Source organism: Candidatus Villigracilis proximus, assembly GCF_016717045.1.
GTDB classification, from domain to species: Bacteria; Chloroflexota; Anaerolineae; order Anaerolineales; family Villigracilaceae; genus Villigracilis; species Villigracilis proximus.
In genome coordinates, this window is the sequence record NZ_JADJUO010000004.1 from 77,069 (window position 1) to 97,749 (window position 20,681).

Below are 20,681 nucleotides of genomic sequence, written 5' to 3' on the forward strand. Positions count from 1 at the left end.
TACCCTGACTTTGGATTTGTAGATGTGTTTTGGTTGTTGGGATATTTCTTTCTTGGACTTTCCCTTTATTTACAATTGAGAGCGGTGCTTGGCTCCGAAAATAAGACTCGTCGCCGCCTGTATCTGGGGTTGTGGTTGCTGCTTTGTTGGTCACTGCTGGATTAACCTCCTCGCTGAACGAGCAGGTCTGGGGGAAGGCTCAGTCTGGATCATTTTATTTGTCACTCTTCTATCCTATGTTTTTGACCTGGCAGAGGGTGCGACTGCCATTTGGCTTTCCTTCCTTTTTGGCCGTGGACAATGGAGCCGCCCGTGGTGGGGATTGATCCTCTTCGCGTTGGCAGATGGTGTTGACACCTTTGACTGGCTTGGTGGATATGATCTTATCCCTGTTTGGGCGCAGGATACGTTGAATTTTATCGCGTTGATTGCCTACCCGCTAGTTATATGGTTGCCGGTCTGGCTCTGCTTTCAAATTATTTTATTTTACGTTATGGCGAAGATAGCGGGTTGTTGAGACGCGAGGGAGCGGATCAACAAACCCGAATAAATAACTCAGTGCTGCCTTTGGAAAAGATATTGAAATCTTTTGAACTGTTGAGGTGCAGAGAAAGAACTATTGAAACTCAGCGGTTTTGCGTCTCGGCGGACGGGTTTCGTAGTGGCAGCTTGTTGTTATTCAGCATCTTCTTTCTATACTCTTGATTTCGTCCGGCGCGTTTGGATTTATACATGGCTTTATCGGCTTTGACGCAAGTTCATCGGCATCTTTTCCATGGATAGGGTGGGTGGCGACGCCGAAGGATAAGGTTTTTTGAGCTTTTCCCTCGTGTGAATGCAAATATCGGCACAAATTTTCCTGAGTTCCTCCGCCCGTTTCAAGGCCGATGTTTTTGTGACATCGGGTAACACCAGTAAAAATTCTTCACCTCCATATCGACGACAATATCGGGCTCGCGCATGTTTTCAGGATTGCCGCGACCTCTATTGAATTTATCTCCAACTTGATGCCCCAGTATCGTTAATTTTTTAAAATGGTCAATATCAGAAATAATGATGCTCAAATGTTTTCCCCGTTTGCGCGAATCTCGCGTTCATGTCTCATTCAGGTAGCGGCGGTTGTAAGCGGTTGTCGGTCCACGCGGGGTTTTGTTCGTGCAGCTCTTTTGGAGTTGTTCGATTTCAATCAAACGGGAATTTAATAGTTCGTTGCTATCATTTCTTTTCTGCGCGTTTGCGCTCACTGATATCCCGTACAATACTTTGAATATACACCGGGGCGCCATTCTTGTCGTTGATCAATTCCAAATTAATTTCAGCCGGGATGATCTGGCCGTCTTTTACAAATAGCCTCTCGTAAAGAGGAATATTCTCTGCGAGCAGACGTTTTGACCATTTCACTTTTTCTTTTTCTGCTGAGGTGTCATTTATAGACAACGCGGTAATTTCATCCATTATACCCAAGCATATTTGGACGTTGGTTTACCAATATGTGCCAGCCATTTAGACCAGAAGGAACACGGATCATGTGTCTGGTTGAATAAAGACCGGAAGTGAGACTACTTTCACGCAGCGCATCTTCTGAGGCTTTGCGCTCGCTGATATCCTGATGCGTTCCATACATCAGGAGTGGTTTTTGTCATCTGTCAGGTGGCTACTTTTCCCCGATCCATGATCCAGCCCAATGTCCGCGTTTGTGGCGCATACGAAGTTCAATTCGTAGTAATCTACTTCACTGAAAATGACTTTTTAGTGCGTGTTCTGCCAGCTGCCATCATCCGGATGGGTAAGTCTGCGCCAGGTATCCACGGAAAGGGTTCCAACTCTTTGAGTGTATATCCGATGATTTCTGCCCATCGTTCGTTAAATACAGTTTCCCCGGTTTGGACATTCCCTCCCAGGTGCCGGCGTATGATCCCTTTAGGATATTTGCAAGCCTTCTTCTTTCGTGACAAGTTCGTTTTCCATTCTTTGCGTTCGGTAACATCATGGATGATGGAAAAAGAGCATGGTCTTATTCTGTAGCGTAATGGGTGAGGAATGAACCTCCGACCCGTGTTTCTCCGCTGGCGAGTTGATGGGTAAAAATAAAATAATTTTTTTCCTCGTTGAGCGCCTTTTGCCGTTCCCCTGCAATCTTGTCCGGCGGCATTGTATTGATCTCGCTGATCAGCATGGAGCATAGTTTGGATTTTGGGTATCCGTAAAAACTCACTGCGGCGTGATTGGCCTCCAGAATCAAGCCGGACTCAGGCTCCACCAAAAGCATAATCGCATCGTGTCTCTCGAACATATCGCGGAAATGCTCAAGGGTTTCTCGCAATGCTTCTTCCGCCCGTTTATGCTCGGTAATATCGCTCATTACACTGAGTAGCAATTTTTATCCTGTAATTGTATGTAGTCAATGGAGAATAACCCATTGCGTATTTCGCCTGACTTGGTCCGCACATCTCCTTCGTAGTTGCGTACGGTCTGCTTTTGATTCAGCATTTCCAGCATCACGTCGCGCCTCTCGGGCTCGATAATATTCAGCGAAAAGAACTTTTCCAATGATCTCTTCCCGTGAGTATCCCATTGTGTTTAGGAATGTGTCATTGATGTCGTAATACACCCCGGTTTGAATATCACTAATAGCCATGCTGGCCGGACTCGCATGAAAAGCCTTTGAGAATTTTTCTTCGGAGGCTTTTATCTCTGAAATATCCTTCGTGATGCCAAAGATCACGTCCTGTCCGCTCCATTTACCGAGGGCGACTCGAGTCTCAACAGGAATTTGTACTCCACCTCGGGTCATGACTGGCACTGGGCAGTATTCGGCTCTGCCGGCCAGAATCTCGGCTACGATCTTCCCCGCTTCTTCGCGTTGTTCCGGCGGATGGACGATCAATACACTCTGTCCGCTCAATTCATCCTGTGAATATCCCAGCTTTGTGTGACCGTATCGTTCCTTGCAGGATATTTCCCCATATCCAGCACGAATAACATGTGCTCAATGGTGTTGAAGAATGAATTTTATTTTTTTCATTTTCAACATGCTTTGCGATCACATTTTGATAACCTTGGATGATGCTCTCCAGGTCTTCAATGCGTTGACGCAAAACTTCTAAATTGTATGGATGTTGATTTTCTGCTTTTGTGGTTTTGTTCATGCCAATCTTGCCTGAAAACAACACGTTAGGATATTTTATTTTTCTGTTACTTGGTGGAAAATTAAATCAGTGTGACCCTAGCCAGCCCCTTTTTAACTCATTCGATTTTGAGCAAGGGAGTCAGGTAACACTTTTGTTCGTTACCTGGCTCCCTTCTTTTTTCATCCTCTGTTAGTAAGTAATCTATTTTCTGCCGAATTTTTTCATCAGCACGTCCAGCAAGGTCGGCTGACCGATTTCCTGCAATTCATATCTTACTCGCTGATGCGGCTTCGTGATCTTCATCACGCGCGAAAGATCGATCGGCGTGCCGATGATGACCAGATCTACATCTGAGGCATTGATCGTCTCTTCGAGGTCTTTTGTCTGCGCATCACCATAGCCCATGGCCGGCAAAATTGGCCCAGTCTTCGGATACTTGACATAGGTCGCTGCAATTGATCTCACAGCAAACGGACGCGGGTCAACGATCTCTTTTGCACCAAACCGTCGGGCGGCGATATATCCAGCACCATAGGCCATCTCACCGTGAGTCAGAGTCGGGCCGTCTTCAATTACCAAAACACGTTTGCCTTGAATCGCATCCGGGTCATCCACAAAGAGGGGAGAAGCCGCTTCGATCTGAGTCGCATTCGGATTCAGTTTGCGCAGATTCTCGCGCAGTTTGATCACGTTCTCTGCATCCGCTGTATCTACTTTATTGATGACGAATACATCCGCCATGCGGACATTTGTTTCGCCGGGATAATAAGTTGACTCGTGTCCTGTGCGGTGCGGGTCAGCGACCACGATTTGCAAGTCAGGCACATAGAACGGAAAATCATTATTGCCGCCGTCCCACAAAATAATATCGGCTTCTGCTTCGGCTTTGCGAATGATCTTTTCGTAATCCACACCGGCGTAGATGATCACACCGCTATCGATATGAGGTTCGTATTCTTCGCGTTCTTCGATCGTGCATTGATACTCATCGAGATCGTCATAGCTTGCGTACCGTTGAACTTCCTGCGCCACAAGATTTCCATAAGGCATCGGATGACGAATGGCCGCGACTTTGTATCCCATTTCCTTGAGGATTAAAGCCACACGCCTCGTGGTCTGACTTTTGCCTGATCCCGTCCGAACGGCACTGATCGACACGACAGGCTTGGTCGATTTGATCTGCGTGTGATGCGTACCCATAATGCGGAAGTCCGCGCCTGCGGCATTGACCATGCTGGCTTTGTGCATCACATATTCGTGCGGCACATCACTGTATGAAAAGACAACCTGCTCTGCGCCATGTTTCTTGATCAGATCAAGCAACTCCTCTTCGGCATGGATCGGAATCCCTTTCGGGTATAGATCGCCCGCGAGTTCTTTTGGATACAAGCGGCCTTCGATATCTGGGATCTGGGTGGCCGTGAACGCCACGACCTCATAATCCTTATTTCCACGGAAGAACGTGTTGAAATTGTGGAAGTCACGTCCCGCCGCACCCATGATGATGGTTTTGATTGGCATAGGAATCTCCTATCGTACAGCCGTACTGAGGACAGTGTCCAATGCAACCCGGCTTTGGTTTTGAGTCACATCGTTTTTACCCAATACGGTCTCTATAATAGTATTAAACAAGAAAACAGGCTGAAAGCATAGATACCTTTCAGCCTGTTTTTTGTATGACAGATATATATTTGAGCACAGACTATGGACGGTAGACAGTGGACCATCGGTGGTTGACTTCAATGACCTCAAAACGTCTTCGATTACCCGCTGCTTTGTCCCCGAGGGTCCAGCCACAGATGCATACGAATTTCTGTAAAAAAGTAAAGAGCCTTTTATTCATGGTTGTTTCCGCGTAAAATTTCACATCCATTGATATAGCAAGCGGGGTGTAAACCATATATATAAATTAATGTTTTGTTAGCATCATAATCATTGTAGACGTTGATTTCATTCATCGTCTCGTTTGCCTCTAAATACAAATCAACCTCATGGTTGATTTTAAATTCGAAAGAGAGTTGTTTGCATAAGGTATTACTTAAGCTGCACTCGTATAGTGTATAAGCAAACATATTGCAGTCATGACCTTCAATTTCACTGCACTTCTTAGACAAATAGTAGAGATGGCTTTTGAGTTGTGTACGAGAATCCGAATTGTAATAGCGGGGATGATCTCCGTATGTGTATGTCAGGCCCGTCTTATTAACAATATTGATTTCATTGCCTGAGATGTCCCTAATAAAATGAACCCCGCCATAATTATTGCTCCTAAAAGGTAATTGCTCACAAAATAAATTGTTACCTTTGCATTTGTAAAGATATTCGCTGTAATGCCCCCATTCGCCATTTTCTAATGTGAGGTAATAAGTATCTGTTCCAATCTGAATCGTATCTAATTTTGACGCTATATTATTGGATAATGTTGTGCCATCGTCAAATGAAAGAAAACTACTCATAAACAAGAATGGCATGGTCGTTATGAATAATAGTATCCCAAGTGTAAGATGCTTTTTTGTTATAAGATGGAATAAGGCAAGAAAAAGGCCAGTCCATAAAGCAAGGTTGCAACCGTATAAAATGGCTCTGTAGTTATTAAGGAAAATATAAAACTGAGGATTTTCAACCCAAAAAATATAGCGAATTGTCAGTATTGGAAGCAAAAAGAAACTGATATTGACCACAAAGTTTATAATTTTGGATTTTGTAGCCATTATGTAATTATCCCACAAGAAAAAGAGTTGGAGGGCAGTTTATCTCCCAACTCTTTTCTTACTTGGTTTTCTACATCACGTCTGGTGACTGAATATCTAAAAGCCTCAAAGCATTCTCGATTGTCTGCTTTGCCGCCATTACCAATTGTAAACGTGCATTTCGGGTCTTTTCGTCTTCCGTCTGCATCACATTGACCGCATGATAGAACGAATGGAATGCATTTGCCAGATCATACGCATACGCCGCCATCACCAGCGGACGATACTCATTCGCCGCCTGTTCCACAGTCTGCGGGAAGCGCGAAATCTGCTCGATCAACTCGATCTCATGCTTGGTGAGTTCATAGTCAAAAGTTGAAAGTCCACGGTCTGACTTTTGACCTTCGACCTTTGACTTCTTTAGAATAGAGTTTGCCCGCACATAAGCATTCTGAATATACGGTCCAGTTCGTCCATCAAAAGATAATGCTTCATTAATATCAAAGACAATATCCTTGTTGTTATCCACCGAAAGCATGGAATAAGTCAACGCGCCCATGCCGATCTGGTAGGCGATCTTCTCGCGCTCATCAGCAGGGACATCGCCGCTCTTCTCAGATTCAACTGCCAGCACACGTTTCACCGCTTCATCGGCTACATCTTTGAACAGCACAACCCGTCCGCGCCGCGCAGACATGGCGCCTTCAGGCAGGCTTACGAAGCCATATCCGAGGTGATAGCATTTCTCTGATTGTGGGAACCCCCATAATTTAAGAATTGCAAACGCCTGCTGCAAGTGCAGCGCCTGACGTGAATCCACCACATAGATCGAGCGGTCAACCTGATATTTTTCAAACTTAACCTTTGCCAGAGCAAGGTCCTTTGTTAAATACAAAGTTGTGCCGTCTTTTCGCAGAATAACGTTCGTTCGATATTTTTCCTTTGTCAGCCCGAGTTTCTCATCGATCTTCACGATCACCGCGCCGCCGGTCGGGCGTTCATCGGTGGCAATATCTCTTGCAATTAATTCATCAACGATCACTTTGGATGGCTCGTCCACTTCGCTTTCGTAGAACCACACATCCATTTTTACATCGAGCATCTTCAACACTTCGCGTAATTCTTCCAAACTCCACTCGCGGGTTTCATGCCATAATTTCCGCACGTATTCATCGCCGGCATCCCATTTGCGATACATCTCGCGCCGTTCGGCATCGTAGGCTTCGCGCTGTGCGGTTTCTTCAGGAGTTTCGTTATCCTTCTTTTCGAGCAAGGCCGTGGCTTCCACATAAAGTTTCGCCAGCCATTGACCGCGCTCATGCACACCCTCAGGTTCCTGACCTTTGTACAGCTTTTCATAGATCCACATCACAGTGATGACGCCGAGTCCCAGGTCACCGGGGTACGAGGCGCGGATCGTTTCATAGCCCGCGAACTCCACCAGCCGCGCAAGCACTTCACCTAAAATTGTATTGCGCGCATGTCCGATGTGAAACGAATGATTCGTATTGGGTTGAGCATATTCAACCATGACTCTCTCATTCTTTTTTGCACCCCGCCCAAAGTTAAGTCCCGAAGCGAGTACTTCATCCACAACCCGACTCGCATACGCGGCGGTTGAGAAATATAAATTGAGATAGCCCTTCACTGCATCAATGCGGCTGATCCCATCCACGCTTCCGATCTGACCTTTGACCTGCTCGGCCATCTCTTGCGCTCTCTGCGGGACGGGTTTTCCGCCTTTGCCCGCGCGCGCTTCATTTGCGGCGGTTTGAAAGAAGGAAGTGGCAAAACCCCATTCGCCCGAGAAGGGGATGGGCTGCCATTTAAGTTCAGCCAGCGGAATATCATTCGCGGCGCAGAATTCTTTTATTTTTGCTTCGATGAGTTGTTGTTCTTTTGTAAACATATTTTTATTATAGCCGAGGGTTGGAATGAGAGGTGAACAAAAACGGGAGCGCCAATGGCGTTCCCGTTTAATGATCTGCTGAAAAGCAAATTACAAGTTAGTCGCTTATTTAGCGGCTTTCTTTTTCTTTTTTGAAGCGGGGTCTTCAGCCACGGGCGGGTTGGCAATGAATGCAGCGAGGCGCTTCATCAAACGACCCTTACGACGTGATGCGTTGTTCTTGTGGATCACGCCTTTTTCAGCAGCCTTGTCCAATGTGCTGATCGCCTTCAATACTGCTTCCTTTGTGTTGGGTTCGTTCTCTTCGAAAGCATTGCGAGCGGCATAAATAGCAGTGCGTGCGGCACCGCGAAGATTGCGATTACGAATGCGACGTTTTTCGTTCTGACGATTGCGTTTGATTTGTGAATTAATGTTAGCCAAGGTTTTTCTCCAAAAGTGACTTGCTTTTCTTTATGACAGCGCTCTATTTTACATGAGGGGCGGGTATTTGTCCAGTAAATTAGGTTGTTTTCCATAAGTTGGGCAATAAAGACACCCCGCATTTGCGGGGTGTCTTTATTGCAATGCAAAACTAATTGACCGGAGTCAGTGTGACTGTGGGGAGTTGAGTGCCGGGGCCGGGTGTGACCGGTGTGCTTGTGGGCGGACGTGTTGGTGTGGCTGTGACAAGATTGGCAGGGACGACCAATAATTGCCCGACAAATATCTTGCTCGGGTCGGTGATCACGTTTTCTTTAATGATTTCCTCTTCGGTGCTGTTGAACAAGGCCGCAATACCAGCCAATGTGTCGCCGGACTGCACAGTGTATTCAAGTTTGGTGCCGCGCCGCACGTCAGCCGGGATGAGGGTGGCAGTGGGCAGTGGTGCTCCCGGAGCGGGGAGTAGGAGAGTTTGGCAGGTGTTGATATTTTGTGTAGCCGGATCCACACCGATCGGGCAGCCGGCGTCTGTGATTCCGCCGAATGGATTGAGTAATAATATCCATGCTACACCGTCATCACCCAGATTATATTTTTCTACAATGAGCGCCAGATAATCACCATCCTGAACCGTGTAATTAAAGGATGTGGAGAAGGTGGGCGTCACAGTAATGGTTGGGGTTTCTGTAACGGTTGCTGTCGCCGTGGGAGTGGATGTATTGGTGGGCGTAAAGGTCATGGTTGGGGTTGGGGTTTCAGTGGCGAAAAAATTACTGATCGGCTTGGTTGGTCCGGTGAGCCACCAGATCAGTAAAATAACACCGCCCAAAATAAGCACGCCGGCGATAATATAAATAATATTAGGGCCGCCGCGCTGTTTGCGTTTGCGATACGAGGAAATGCTGCTTGAAGGTGAAGATGAAATAGGAGGTCTGTTATTCATATTTTTTCCTTTGTACATGGCGCTTTTGTTAAGGCGGTTTCCCATCCCGCGCAATGTAAAATAATTCTACCTGAAAAAAGGAAAACACGTATATAAGAAAACAGGAGAACAAGTGGACAAGAAAAAAGGTAGACAAGTTTTGAGTCCTTGTCTACCTATCTACCTATCTACCTGCCCGCACCTTCCTACCTCATGTGCGCCTTTAAATATTTCCCCGTATAAGATTCTTTTACTTTCATCACCTGTTCCGGCGTGCCTTCCGCGATCAATTCACCGCCGCCATTTCCACCTTCGGGGCCGAGGTCGATCAACCAGTCCGCGATTTTGATGATGTCGAGATTGTGCTCAATGATGAGTACCGAATTGCCCGTATCCACCAATCTTTGCAATACTTCAATTAATTTGTGTACATCTGCCGCGTGCAGCCCTACAGATGGTTCGTCCAAAACGTACAGCGTGCGTCCGGTTGCACGGCGTGATAATTCCTTAGAGAGTTTCACGCGCTGCGCTTCACCGCCAGAAAGAGTGGTGGCGGCTTGTCCAATTCGCACATAACCAAGCCCAACTTCTTGAAGAAGTTTTAATTTATTTTGCATTTGCGGGAAATTCTGAAACTCGTTCAATGCGTGGTCAACGGTCATATCTAAAATATCCGAGATCGAATATTGGTCGCGGAACATCACCTGCAGGGTCTCACGATTAAAGCGTTTGCCGTGGCATACATCGCAAGGCACATATACATCCGGCAAAAACTGCATTTCAATTCGCAGCTCACCCTGTCCCTGGCAGGCCTCGCAGCGTCCGCCGTGGACGTTGAAAGAGAATCTTCCCGGCTTGTAACCGCGCACCTTGCTTTCCGGCAATTCTGCGAACAGTTTGCAGATCTCATCGAACAGGCCGGTATACGTCCCCGGGTTGGAGCGCGGCGTGCGCCCGATCGGTGACTGGTCAATGTTGATGATCTTATCGAGATGCTCAATCCCTTCGATCTTTTCGTGTTCCCCCGCAGACGTGCGCGCAAACATCAACTTTGCAGCCAAAGCATTGTACAAAATGTCGCTCATCAACGTAGACTTGCCCGAACCTGAAACGCCCGTAATACAAACCATTTTTCCTAATGGAATCGAGACAGTGACGTTCTTCAAGTTGTTCGCCGTCGCATTCACGATTCGCAGCGATTTGCCGTTTCCTTCTCGCCTCTTTTTCGGGACTGCAACCTGCTTCCGTCCCGAGAGATATTGTCCAGTCAATGACTTTGGGTGCGCCAAAATCTGTTTCGGTGTGCCTTCCGCCACCACCTCGCCGCCATGCTCGCCAGCCGCAGGCCCCATGTCAATCACCCAATCTGCCTCGCGGATGGTTTCATCATCATGCTCAACGACCAGCACAGTATTGCCCAGATCGCGCAGACCTTTGAGTGTTTCCAGCAGCCGCGCATTATCACGTGGATGTAAGCCAATGGAAGGTTCGTCCAGCACATATAACACGCCAACCAAACGCGAACCCACTTGCGTAGCCAAACGAATACGCTGCGCCTCACCGCCTGATAAGGTGGTGGCCGAGCGATTCAATGTCAAATAATTCAAACCAACATTGACCAGAAAATTAAGCCGTTCGTGAATTTCTTTGATGACTCTTTCTGCAATGGCTTTCTGTTTTGAGGTCAGCGGAGAATTCTTGCCAGCGATCTTCTTAACCCATTCCAGCGTTGTGGATACCGGCCAGGAATTCGCCTCCACAATGTTGACGTTGTCCACGGTCACAGCCAACGCGGCGGGATTGAGTCTCTTGCCGCCGCAGCTTGGGCAGGGACGGTCAGACATGAATTCCGAAATCTTCTCGCGGATGTATTCGGAGTTTGTTTCACGATAGCGCCGTTCCATGTTCGTGATCACGCCTTCAAAAGCGCGTGTGAATTTGAACTCGTTGCCATTTGAACCCTGATAAGTCATTGCGATCTGTTTATCGCCTGTGCCGTATAGGACGATCTTCATCGCTTCTTTAGATAATTCTTTAACGGGTTTGTCCAAATCGATCTTGTAGGCTTTTGCTGCATTAATGAGACTCTGCCAGTAGTAACCGCCTTCGACCTTCGGACCGTTCCACTCCATGCTGACGATCGCTCCATCGTTCAGAGACAGGCTATCGTCAGGAATGATGCGTTCGGGGTCAATTTCCAATTTGGAGCCGAGTCCCTGACAATCCTGACAGGCGCCCTGGGGAGTGTTAAAGGAAAACGTGCGCGGTTCAATTTCTGCAATGCTGACGCCGTGCTCGGGGCAGGCGAGATGTTCAGAAAAATTCAGGTCTTCTTTTTTATCAACCAGATTGATCGTGAGATAGCCCTCGCCAAATTTCAGCGCAGTTTCAATTGAATCCGTCAAGCGGGTCAGTGCAGATTTCTTTTCTTCCTTTTCGCCTTCATGTGAAATGACGAGACGATCTACAACGGCTTCGATAGTGTGTTGTTTGTAGCGATCCAATTCGATTTCATCATCTAGCGATGAGACAGTTCCATCCACGCGGACGCGGGTAAAGCCCGCCTTGCGAATTTCCTCAAAGACTGTTTGATACGTCCCTTTGCGCGCACGCACCAATGGAGCAAGGATTAATGTGCGCGAGCCTTCGGGAAGTTTTGCAACCTTATCCACGATCTCCTGCGCCGACTGCTTGACCACTTCACGTCCGCAGACGGGACAATGCGGAATGCCTGCACGCGCAAAAAGCAAACGCATGTAATCGTAAATTTCGGTCACAGTCCCAACCGTGGAACGTGGATTGTGACTCGTGGATTTCTGGTCAATCGACACAGCGGGGGAGAGGCCGTCAATGTAGTCCACGTCGGGCTTGTCCATCTGGCCGATGAACTGACGCGCATACGCAGAGAGCGACTCAACGTAGCGGCGCTGACCTTCAGCGAATATGGTATCGAACGCAAGCGATGACTTGCCCGAGCCGGATAAGCCCGTGATAACCACGAACTTATCACGCGGGATCTCGACGGTGATATTTTTCAAATTATGGACGCGCGCGCCCACGACACGAATGACATTCTTGGACATAGATTAGCCTTCTTTGTTGGATGGAAAAGTGAAATAATTATAGCACATGCGTTCTGGTAATGTGTGCGCTTTTTGAGTGGCGACTTTCTTATTGACCGGGGTTGCCAAAAGACTCCATACAACTGCTTTGTGGTAAAAGTTTTTAGTCCGATCTTTTGATACTTTTGCAATTGAAGACAATTCTTGATTATACCCAATGGGCCATTTCATTTACTTTAGTGAATGTTATAATTTTTTTACTTATGGCATCTTCCCGTAATTCACCACTTGAGCCGATCACGGGCAATTTCTCCCGTAATGAGATGAATGTATTAACTTCATCCATTCCTGTAAAATTGCCTGCCCTGCGCGGACAGTGTGTTGGGCGTGAAAAGGAATTACAGCATCTTCAACAATTGCTAAAGAGTGAAGATGTCTCATTGGTTACGCTTACAGGATTTGGCGGCGCCGGGAAAACCACGCTTGCTTTGCAGGTTGCTTATTCCATGTTTGAAACATTTACAGGCGGTCTGTTTTTTATTGACCTTTCGGTGATTACCGAACCTGCTCTTATTTTTTCAACCATTGCCAAAACTTTACATGTGCAGGAAGAACCGCAGCGTGATATTAAAGATACGCTTAAAGATTTCCTTGCAAATCGATCCATTCTTTTTGTGCTGGATAATTTTGAGCAGTTGATCAGCGGCGCATTCGTTATCGCGGAATTTTTGGATATGAACCCGAATATCAAGGTCATCATTACCAGCCGCGAAGCATTAAGATTGCGCACTGAACAGGTTTTGCCTATCTCACCATTGCCGCGTGAACAAGCCATGCAGTTGTTCGTTAAACGCGCCCAATCTTTGAATCCTGATTTTCAATTGACAGAAGAGAATGCATCCGTGATTTCAGAATTGTGTGGGAAATTGGATGGACTTCCACTGGCGATTGAACTGGCCGCCATGCGGACGAAGATGTTTTCCCCGCAGACTTTGCTAACCCGCCTCCAATCGGACCTGGGAACTGGTTCTCCACTTTTAGCGACTCTCACTTTGGGCGCGCGCGATCTGCCGCAGCGCCAGCAAACATTGCGCAACACCATTGCGTGGAGTTACGGCTTATTAAATGATTCGGAAAAGAAAGTGCTGCTGGCCGCGGCGCTCTTTCGCTCAGGGGTTGGGATGATGCCCATCGCAACAGTGGCAGGGGTCCCTGAGAACGAAGCGTTGGAGTCGCTTGCTTCGCTGGTGGATAAACATCTTATCCAATCGATTCAGAGTGACAATCCGCATTTCATGATGCTGGAGTCGATCCGCGAGTTTGCACGTGAGCAGGCACAGCAAACAAACCAATGGGATGCTTTGTTTCGTGTGTTCATTATTTACTATCGCGATTTAATTCAGCGCGCTGCTTTTGAGATCGAAAATGGTAATTCTCTATCTGCCATGCGGGAGATAGACCTGGAGCACGATAACCTGCTTGTCGCACTGGACGGGGCGCTCGCTTCACAGGATATGGATATTTTTTTAATGGGGATTTATTTAATGGGCGGAATGGATCAATATTGGTTTCAACGCTGTTATTTTAGCGAAGCAGAAAAATATATTAACCTTGCATTGAAACTTGAATATACCCATACGCAGAAAGATGTTCAGATTCTGTCTATTGTGTATGAGCTAAAGGGCACACTGCAATGGATGCGGTCTGACTTTGCAGGCGCCGTTGATTCACATAAGATTTGCCTTTCACTTTTTGAACAGGCAGGGAATAAAATCCGCTCCGGGCGGAGGATGGTCAACCTTGGCGTAAATTTGGATTCCATTGGAGATTTTGCCCAGGCGGGAATTTATTATGAAAAAGGTCTGGCGCTGGCGCAGCAGGAAGGCGATCTTTGGAGTGAATTGCGTGTCAAAAACAATATGGGCTCCCATTATCATCATTCACTTAAGGACCCGGATCGTGCTCTCGCTTGTTGGCAATCTGCCCTTGCTATTGCCGAAAGCCTGCATGGCTATTTTGAATCTGCAACGATTCGATTTAATATGGCATGTTTGTTTTACTCCGCTGGTGATTTTGAGCGTACAACGCCAATATTGACAGATGCGATACAAATTGCGCGCGATCATCAATTTCCGCAAATGTTGGCGGCGACTTGCGGCTTACAGGCGATGGTGGCAGTGGAACGAAAAGATTTTTCAGCTGCTTCCATCTTGTTTTAGAAGCGTTTGAAATTAGCCATACCATTGGATTTCCTGATTTGCTTTACGAGTTAATGGAGGGTATGGCAAGCCTGTGTTTGATTCAGAAGTGGTATGAGAAATTGTCAATTGTTCTGGGGGCTATGGAGGGGCACACTTCATTGGTGGAAGTTCAACGCCTTTTGCCTGTGTGTATTGGACTTAAGAATGCAGTAGATATAACCCGGCGGGCTATGGGAAATGAGTCCTTTGAGCGTGCCTGGCAAACCGGTAAGCGTATGCGTTATGAAGAGCTGTATATCTTTGCTCAAAATTTGTTTTTGGTCGATGATGGAAGGCAGCCGCAAGGTCAGGCTCTGTCTATGTTGACAATACGTGAACTTGAGACGTTACGTCTGCTGGCGCACGGGAAAAGTAATGAAGAAATTTCACACGAACTGGTTGTTGTGCAAAAGACCGTTGAGAAACATGTCGCGAATATTTTGCGGAAGCTGGGCGTAAAGAATCGCACAGAAGCGGCGGCGTGGGCAATTGAGAATGGGTTGGAAAAATAAAGGTTCCATTCTGAAATGAATGGAACCTTTATTTTTTACACCTATATTTTGTATATTGCTATTAGGGCATTCTTTTTACTCACTACGTTTGGATCTTCTCTGATAACGAGTAAAAGCTTCGTCGTCATCGCCATCCTCTTGATTTTTTGTCAAATCAGGATTTTTAATGTTGGGCATGCGCGCTGAACTGTTGCTTCTAGTCCTGGCTGCCGCTTCTCGTACTTTTTGGACAGCAGGCAGGAGCAGGCCGATTAAAATCACGCCGGTTGTAAGTCCGAGCCAGGGCAGCCAGGTAGAAGGGGGCTTGGTGTTGCCGGCATCTGCGGGCATATCACAGTGGTAAACAGTACCGCCTGCTCCGTCATCTTGTCCATATCCTGAGCCGCCATCAGCCCAACACATAATATCGTATGCAAAACAGGAAGCCCATGAGCATGATTCGTCCCAGTCATCGTTGCCGCTGGTTGATCCATTATCTTGTGGACTGATGAGAATCGAGGAGTCTGCTTCAGGTGTAGATGTGGGTGGAAGTGTAGCTAAAGGTGTGACTTCTGGCGTAAGCCCGGGAGGTTGGTTTGTTGCTGTACTTGTGGGGAAGGCCATAAGCGGAAGAGGGGTGTTTGTAGCGGTTGCAGTGGCCGGGGGTATGGAGGTTGGCTTTTTGTTTCCATTATCATTATTTTCTTCACCTGATGGAGGCGGGCAGTCTGGACCGCCAGCTTGTCCGCAGGGGATTTCCGCAGTGGGCGGGCATGGGATAACTCCGCCGGCGGCATCGGTGCAGATAGGGTCTTGTGCATGGACGGATATTTGTGGAATTGAGATCAATGCACCAGCGAGGAAAAATGCTATGAACATGAATAAAGATATTTTTTTCATTATGAATCTCCTTGACTATTTAAGTTCCTTATTCTCACATGTTCAGTCGCATTTGTCGGTAGGGATAACCCTACCATTTTTCCCTACTCTAATCCCGGAGATGGTGAATGTCTGCGCATGTTATACTGAGTGCAACTTCTCAAATCCGGCGGTGTTATTTAATCAAACTCCGCCGGTAAGGTTTTAATCTTGCCGGAACTGGAATACAACGAAGAGGAAATTCTTGCACGCGCTTCACAGGGTGACCGTGATTCTTTCGGTCAACTCTATGAACGTTATGTGGAACGCATATTTAATTATGTGTACTACAGGACAGGCAATACTCACGATGCTGAAGATCTCACGGCTCGCGTTTTTCAACGGGCAATGAATCACATTAAGAACTATACAGATCGTGGCGTACCGTTCTCGGCCTGGCTGTATCGCATCGCGCATAATCTCGTTGCCAACTGGCATCGTGACCGCAGCCGCAAGCAGGAAATTCCACTGGATGATCTGCCCATTTTGCCAGCCAGGGGTGACCATCCCGAGAAAAATCTCGTTCGTTCGCAGGAGCAGGATGCGTTGTTACGGATGATCCGCAAATTGCCTTCAGAACGTCAGAATCTGCTGATTCTGAAATTTGTGGAAAACATGTCCAATGCAGAGATTGGTTCAATTATGGGTAGAAGCGAGGGTGCTGTGAAGAGTCTTTATCATCGCACTCTTTTGGCTCTTCGCGATCAATTGGAAGATCAAAACCTTAATCTTGAAGGAGAGTAAAACATGTTAAGAATTGTGACAGATGGCGCAGCCGATATTCTTCCTGCCTGGGAAAAAGAATTTGATATTCACGTTATTCCCATCAACGTACATTTTGGCGAGAAGACATATATTCAAAATGTTGAACTGAATTTTGATCAATTTTATAAAATGGTGGACGAAAAATCAAACCCGTTCCCAAAGACATCACAGCCTTCCCCGCATCAATTTGTGGAATTTTACAAGAATAACTTTGAAACTGGCGATACCATTCTTTCGATCCATATTACCAGCAAGCTTTCTGGAACATACGCCTCTGCGGTGTCTGCCGCGGAAGAATTGAAAGGCACGTATAACATTGTTACATTTGATTCGCTGGGCGGCTCGCTGGGAACCGGTTTTATGTGCCGCGCTGCACGCATACTGGAGCGTGAAGGAAAAAGCGTGGATGAGATTATCCGCTATCTTGAATCCATTCGCGATCAGGTGCATGTTATTTTGACCCTCGACACCCTTGAATATGCACGCCGCAGTGGACGTGTGGGCACGCTTTCTGCAGCGATGGCTTCCATACTAAACGTGAAGCCGATCGCTCTCCTGCAAAATGGGCTTGTCAATATGGTGGAGAAAGTCCGCACGCGCAAAACCGCATTGGAGCGTGTTCTTTCTCTTGGCAAGGAAACGGTTGGCGATAAACCTGTTCACCTTGGCGTCGTCCATGCACGCGACATAGAATCAGCCAGAGCTTTGCTGGAAGAAGCAAAGAAGCATTTTAATTTCAAGAGTGAGGTGATGACCGATCTCTCAATTTCACTCGCCATCAATTTTGGGCCCGGCACAGTTGGATTGGTGCTATTTCCCGCTGAATAGGTACGCATGACCAAACGCAAGAAGACTCACACTCCTGAAGAAGATATCCAATCCCTCGAAGCGCATCTGGCCGGGACCTTGAAGCCGGTTACGCCTTCGAGAGAGGTTATTCAACGCCTGCGCGGACGCATTCAAATGCCCAATCGCGAGGAGATCACTTTACGTCTCACAGACTGGCGCAGGTTGTTTATTGTGTTTGGCGGTGTCGTCTCTGGAATGCTTTTGTTGATTACACTCGCGCGGGCTTTCTATTACCTGACCGGCCGTAAAGACATGATGTAGTTCTTTAAACAAAAGATAACCCCTAAAGGTTTTAAAACTTTTAGGGGTTATTCGTTTAAGAGCCAGTCACATAAAATACGTGACTCAGCGATCAGGTCTGCGTCGAAGGGGAGTTGGAATTCTTCAGTGACGCGCACTGTCAAATGGTCAACGATCAGCTGCAGGTCAGAGGGAAGATCCGCATTTTCTTTAAGGAGATTCAGCAGATCGTAGGCGCTCATGTTTGGGACTTGCATCTCCTTGCGGGTTAGATATTCCCGAATTGCAATGCCGGCAGCGCGGCGCGCGCAGACACGCGCCTGTCCTTCGTTTCTATTCACACGGGCTTGTTGGGCCTTTTCAAATTCTTTTTGTAGTTGTGTTTTCCAGTCATTCATGCCGGACATTATAACCGCACGTTATAATCGTGGGACTTCATAAAGGAGACGCGTGATGAAAATAAAGATATTTCGTTTATTAAGTTATTTGATTTTGGTCAGCCTTGTGCTTGCGGGTTGTGCACCAAAAAATGATGAACCGGTTATTGTGAACAATGAGAATCAACCCGCTTTGCTGCAGGGCACATTTCAGGTAACGAATGATTTTGTACTGACAGGCTATTATGTGGAAAATGCGGTGGCGTTGACTGATATGCACGCCTTTGTGATTCGTGATGAAGAGTGGGAGATCCCTGTTGAGTCGCAGGTGCTGGGATTTATGACCTTTGACCCTGAATCACTTTCAGGCACGTACGAGCTTAATCTGCCGGCTTTGCCGCGCGGCGAATTTAGCGATGTGGATAACGATGATGTTGAAGAACAGGGCGTGCAGATTTTTGCCGTGGGATATTCTCCCAATTTATACGGCGGACCTTTCTCTGAAGGGGATGATCGTTCACGCGGCTGGCCTTCGTATCTGGCTTCGATCAAGACCGATACTGAGAACAATGATGAAGTGATCGGCGGTAAATTGGTTGTTTGGGCGGCGGATGCAAACCAGCAATTCCCCAGTGGATTTGGAGCAGATGGTCTGCTCTTTACCGCAGATGATCCTGTTGCCGCGCTTCCAACTGGTTACACCGTTGTTGATCTCGACACAAGTCCGTTTGCGTTTGTGCAGGAACCGACTTTGGAACTTGCGCTCTATGAACCAGCAGATGTTGCCATCAAAGACTTTTCTGCGATGACATATACACAATCCTTTGATGCCATGTTTGAAGCGGTCCGTAAGGAATATGCGTTCACCGACATTGAAGGCAAAGCGCCAGATTGGGATGCCTTGTATGCTGAGCTTCGTCCACGGGTGGCGCAGGCTGAAACGGAAAAAGATCCGAATGCGTTTTATCTGGCCTTGCGTGATTTCACCCGGGCCTTCCGTGATGGTCACGTGGGCTTGGGCGGCGGCGATTATGCCAACGAAGATTTTACAAATGCAACTTCCGGCGGGTACGGGTTTGCGATTCGTGAATTGGACGATGGCCGTGTGCTTGCCATATTTATTTTAGAGTCGGGTCCTGCGCAAGCCGCAGGAATGCTGGTCGGCGCTGAAATTCTGGAATTCAACGGTCAACCGATCTCTGATGCGATCAGCGCCGCGCAATCCTACTCGCTTCAATCTTCTGATTTTTCGATCAGATATCAACAGGCCCGTTATCTACTCGCTGCACAAATAGGCGCAGAAGCCGCGGTCACATTTGTGAACCCCGGCGGTGCGCCGCAAACCGTCACCTTGACGGCGATTGCCGAACGTCAGAGTTTTGGACGCACATCCTTGTATTATGGTGTTGATCGTTCATCCTTTAACCCGGTGGATGCAAAAATTATCACCGTCGGTAACGACGGCGTTGGCTATATCCGCATTAATAGCAACTCTGATGACCTTGCATTAACCATTCGTCTTTTTGAACGCGCACTTCAAAGATTTGAAGCCAATGAAGTGGCAGGCATCGTGATCGATATGCGCTATAACAATGGTGGTGCGCCACTCGGCCTGGCGGGTTTTCTGACCGATCAGGAAATTCAAATGGGACAATTGGAATATTTCAGCGATAAGACCGGCACATTTGAACCCGAAGGTCTGCGCGAAAAAGTACTCCCGAATCAAAATCAATATCGTTTTGAAAAAATGGTTTTGCTTGTGGGTCAGGCTTGTTTTAGCGCCTGTGAAATTGAAGCCTATGGCTTTAGTCAGGTGCCCGGCATGATCGTGGCAGGCCAAACCCCAACTGGCGGCGTAGAAGCTGAAACTGCGCGTGGAAGTTTTAGTCTGCCAGAAGGATTTAGTTTGACTGTCCCCACTGGGCGCTTTACCCTGCCCGATGGAAGTATCTTCCTCGAAGGGCAGGGGGTTCCTCCCACGCTCCGTGTCCCTCTGGACGAGGAAACAGCTACTGTTACCGAAGACATTGTCCTACTGGCAGGCATTGACGTAGTTCTAAAACCCCTCGGCGCAGATGTGACTCCCTCCGGTGCGCCGACCCTCGCGTCTGCCGCAGAAGCCGAAGCCGCATTGAATGCAGGCGCTGCGTTTCTTGAAGATATCGCACGCGAAACCTATGACGCTGCCACACTTGCAAAACCCGGTGAAGTTACTTATACCGTCCCGCTTGCAGATGCCGAACCCATGATCTGGGGCTATGTCTGGTGCGCCGCAGATAAAGCCACAGTCGACTCAAACTTTGAGAACATCCAATTAAAATTTGTACTGGATGAAGATCAAGTGCCGACTGAATCATTCAGCACACTTGAAGTTGAATCCGGCGGACAAATCTGCCGCCTGATCTACACATCTTTAAGCGAATGGCCCGCCGGCGAACATCATCTCGTAACCACTGCCGTGTTTACAGACAAAATTAATGATGGCACCGCTGATTACGAGCCCGGTGATTACATTTTGAAGTACACCGTATTCGTAAAACCATAAGAGGATTTCAGCATGACAAACTTTGCCATGCTGGTCCCGCATATAAACTAATGTGAACACTGGATAAGCCCAAACTGGTCTGTAATTGTTTTTTAACCGCAGAGTTTCAAAGAACACCG

Annotated in this window: 21 protein-coding genes; 7 read left to right on the forward strand and 14 right to left on the reverse strand. The window is 47.4% G+C overall.

Going from position 1 to position 20,681, the window contains the following annotated elements:
• The first annotated feature begins 88 nt into the window (after window positions 1–88).
• Window positions 89–517 (forward strand): hypothetical protein, encoded by a 429-nt coding sequence (locus IPL71_RS04685; protein WP_345319338.1) that lies wholly within the window; start codon window positions 89–91, stop codon window positions 515–517.
• Window positions 518–738: 221 nt separating this feature from the next.
• Here IPL71_RS04685 and IPL71_RS04690 read toward each other — a convergent pair whose 3' ends face one another.
• From IPL71_RS04690 to uvrA, 12 genes are all read right to left on the reverse strand, one after another.
• On the reverse strand, window positions 739–912 hold the full coding sequence (locus tag IPL71_RS04690) for a hypothetical protein (RefSeq protein WP_345319340.1): 174 nt from the start codon (window positions 910–912) through the stop codon (window positions 739–741).
• Window positions 879–1,064: a nucleotidyl cyclase domain-containing protein gene (locus IPL71_RS04695; protein ID WP_345319938.1), complete on the reverse strand. Its 186-nt coding sequence runs from the start codon at window positions 1,062–1,064 to the stop codon at window positions 879–881. Before IPL71_RS04695 ends, IPL71_RS04690 begins: the two co-directional genes overlap by 34 nt.
• Before the next feature lie 151 nt (window positions 1,065–1,215).
• Window positions 1,216–1,455: a PAS domain S-box protein gene (locus tag IPL71_RS04700; RefSeq protein WP_345319341.1), complete on the reverse strand. Its 240-nt coding sequence runs from the start codon at window positions 1,453–1,455 to the stop codon at window positions 1,216–1,218.
• A 559-nt stretch (window positions 1,456–2,014) separates the two neighbouring features.
• Complete coding sequence (locus IPL71_RS04705; protein ID WP_345319342.1) at window positions 2,015–2,377, reverse strand: PAS domain S-box protein; 363 nt, start codon at window positions 2,375–2,377, stop codon at window positions 2,015–2,017.
• 24 nt (window positions 2,378–2,401) lie between these two features.
• Window positions 2,402–2,905, reverse strand: a complete 504-nt coding sequence (locus IPL71_RS04710; RefSeq protein ID WP_345319344.1) for a PAS domain S-box protein — start codon at window positions 2,903–2,905, stop codon at window positions 2,402–2,404.
• Between the two features lies 1 nt (window position 2,906).
• Complete coding sequence (locus IPL71_RS04715; protein ID WP_345319346.1) at window positions 2,907–3,149, reverse strand: hypothetical protein; 243 nt, start codon at window positions 3,147–3,149, stop codon at window positions 2,907–2,909.
• Window positions 3,150–3,332: 183 nt separating this feature from the next.
• The gene (locus tag IPL71_RS04720) at window positions 3,333–4,652 is read right to left on the reverse strand and encodes a cyclic 2,3-diphosphoglycerate synthase (RefSeq protein ID WP_345319347.1); all 1,320 of its coding nucleotides are present in this window, start codon (window positions 4,650–4,652) and stop codon (window positions 3,333–3,335) included.
• A 314-nt stretch (window positions 4,653–4,966) separates the two neighbouring features.
• Complete coding sequence (locus IPL71_RS04725; RefSeq protein WP_345319349.1) at window positions 4,967–5,842, reverse strand: hypothetical protein; 876 nt, start codon at window positions 5,840–5,842, stop codon at window positions 4,967–4,969.
• A gap of 70 nt (window positions 5,843–5,912) precedes the next feature.
• Window positions 5,913–7,730, reverse strand: coding sequence for an arginine--tRNA ligase (argS, locus tag IPL71_RS04730; RefSeq protein ID WP_345319351.1), 1,818 nt, complete (start codon window positions 7,728–7,730; stop codon window positions 5,913–5,915).
• 105 nt (window positions 7,731–7,835) lie between these two features.
• Window positions 7,836–8,153, reverse strand: coding sequence for a 30S ribosomal protein S20 (gene rpsT / locus IPL71_RS04735; protein WP_345319353.1), 318 nt, complete (start codon window positions 8,151–8,153; stop codon window positions 7,836–7,838).
• 151 nt (window positions 8,154–8,304) lie between these two features.
• Window positions 8,305–9,096: a muramidase family protein gene (locus IPL71_RS04740; protein WP_345319355.1), complete on the reverse strand. Its 792-nt coding sequence runs from the start codon at window positions 9,094–9,096 to the stop codon at window positions 8,305–8,307.
• 185 nt (window positions 9,097–9,281) lie between these two features.
• Window positions 9,282–12,158, reverse strand: a complete 2,877-nt coding sequence (gene uvrA, locus IPL71_RS04745; RefSeq protein ID WP_345319357.1) for an excinuclease ABC subunit UvrA — start codon at window positions 12,156–12,158, stop codon at window positions 9,282–9,284.
• 242 nt (window positions 12,159–12,400) lie between these two features.
• Here uvrA and IPL71_RS04750 point away from each other — a divergent pair, with 242 nt between their 5' ends.
• Both IPL71_RS04750 and IPL71_RS04755 read left to right on the forward strand, forming a co-directional pair.
• Window positions 12,401–14,356: an ATP-binding protein gene (locus tag IPL71_RS04750; protein WP_345319359.1), complete on the forward strand. Its 1,956-nt coding sequence runs from the start codon at window positions 12,401–12,403 to the stop codon at window positions 14,354–14,356.
• Window positions 14,290–14,889: a response regulator transcription factor gene (locus tag IPL71_RS04755; RefSeq protein WP_345319361.1), complete on the forward strand. Its 600-nt coding sequence runs from the start codon at window positions 14,290–14,292 to the stop codon at window positions 14,887–14,889. Before IPL71_RS04750 ends, IPL71_RS04755 begins: the two co-directional genes overlap by 67 nt.
• A gap of 75 nt (window positions 14,890–14,964) precedes the next feature.
• Here IPL71_RS04755 and IPL71_RS04760 read toward each other — a convergent pair whose 3' ends face one another.
• Window positions 14,965–15,768 (reverse strand): hypothetical protein, encoded by an 804-nt coding sequence (locus IPL71_RS04760; RefSeq protein WP_345319363.1) that lies wholly within the window; start codon window positions 15,766–15,768, stop codon window positions 14,965–14,967.
• Between the two features lie 189 nt (window positions 15,769–15,957).
• On the opposite strand from IPL71_RS04760, the gene IPL71_RS04765 reads away from it, so the two are divergent.
• Genes IPL71_RS04765 through IPL71_RS04775 form a run of 3 tightly spaced genes read left to right on the forward strand, consistent with a single transcriptional unit; the run spans window position 15,958 to window position 17,661 of the window.
• Window positions 15,958–16,530 (forward strand): RNA polymerase sigma factor, encoded by a 573-nt coding sequence (locus IPL71_RS04765; protein WP_345319365.1) that lies wholly within the window; start codon window positions 15,958–15,960, stop codon window positions 16,528–16,530.
• Window positions 16,531–16,533: 3 nt separating this feature from the next.
• Window positions 16,534–17,379, forward strand: coding sequence for a DegV family protein (locus IPL71_RS04770; RefSeq protein WP_345319367.1), 846 nt, complete (start codon window positions 16,534–16,536; stop codon window positions 17,377–17,379).
• Between the two features lie 6 nt (window positions 17,380–17,385).
• Window positions 17,386–17,661 (forward strand): hypothetical protein, encoded by a 276-nt coding sequence (locus IPL71_RS04775; RefSeq protein WP_345319369.1) that lies wholly within the window; start codon window positions 17,386–17,388, stop codon window positions 17,659–17,661.
• A gap of 47 nt (window positions 17,662–17,708) precedes the next feature.
• Here the strand turns inward: IPL71_RS04775 and IPL71_RS04780 are convergent, their stop codons facing one another.
• Window positions 17,709–18,038: a hypothetical protein gene (locus IPL71_RS04780; protein ID WP_345319371.1), complete on the reverse strand. Its 330-nt coding sequence runs from the start codon at window positions 18,036–18,038 to the stop codon at window positions 17,709–17,711.
• A gap of 55 nt (window positions 18,039–18,093) precedes the next feature.
• On the opposite strand from IPL71_RS04780, the gene IPL71_RS04785 reads away from it, so the two are divergent.
• A complete protein-coding gene (locus IPL71_RS04785; protein ID WP_345319373.1) occupies window positions 18,094–20,562 on the forward strand; it encodes a S41 family peptidase in 2,469 nt (822 codons plus the stop codon).
• Window positions 20,563–20,681 lie beyond the last annotated feature (119 nt).

Bases quoted from the DNA above. Each gene is read 5' to 3' on its own strand.
- IPL71_RS04760 (WP_345319363.1), bottom strand. From the start codon at position 15,768: ATGAAAAAAATATCTTTATTCATGTTCATAGCATTTTTCCTCGCTGGT.
- IPL71_RS04725 (WP_345319349.1), bottom strand. From the start codon at position 5,842: ATGGCTACAAAATCCAAAATTATAAACTTTGTGGTCAATATCAGTTTC.
- IPL71_RS04720 (WP_345319347.1), bottom strand. From the start codon at position 4,652: ATGCCAATCAAAACCATCATCATGGGTGCGGCGGGACGTGACTTCCAC.
- IPL71_RS04740 (WP_345319355.1), bottom strand. From the start codon at position 9,096: ATGAATAACAGACCTCCTATTTCATCTTCACCTTCAAGCAGCATTTCC.
- argS (WP_345319351.1), bottom strand. From the start codon at position 7,730: ATGTTTACAAAAGAACAACAACTCATCGAAGCAAAAATAAAAGAATTC.
- IPL71_RS04775 (WP_345319369.1), top strand. From the start codon at position 17,386: ATGACCAAACGCAAGAAGACTCACACTCCTGAAGAAGATATCCAATCC.
- IPL71_RS04700 (WP_345319341.1), bottom strand. From the start codon at position 1,455: ATGGATGAAATTACCGCGTTGTCTATAAATGACACCTCAGCAGAAAAA.
- uvrA (WP_345319357.1), bottom strand. From the start codon at position 12,158: ATGTCCAAGAATGTCATTCGTGTCGTGGGCGCGCGCGTCCATAATTTG.
- IPL71_RS04770 (WP_345319367.1), top strand. From the start codon at position 16,534: ATGTTAAGAATTGTGACAGATGGCGCAGCCGATATTCTTCCTGCCTGG.
- IPL71_RS04780 (WP_345319371.1), bottom strand. From the start codon at position 18,038: ATGAATGACTGGAAAACACAACTACAAAAAGAATTTGAAAAGGCCCAA.
- IPL71_RS04750 (WP_345319359.1), top strand. From the start codon at position 12,401: ATGGCATCTTCCCGTAATTCACCACTTGAGCCGATCACGGGCAATTTC.
- IPL71_RS04785 (WP_345319373.1), top strand. From the start codon at position 18,094: ATGAAAATAAAGATATTTCGTTTATTAAGTTATTTGATTTTGGTCAGC.
- IPL71_RS04715 (WP_345319346.1), bottom strand. From the start codon at position 3,149: ATGAACAAAACCACAAAAGCAGAAAATCAACATCCATACAATTTAGAA.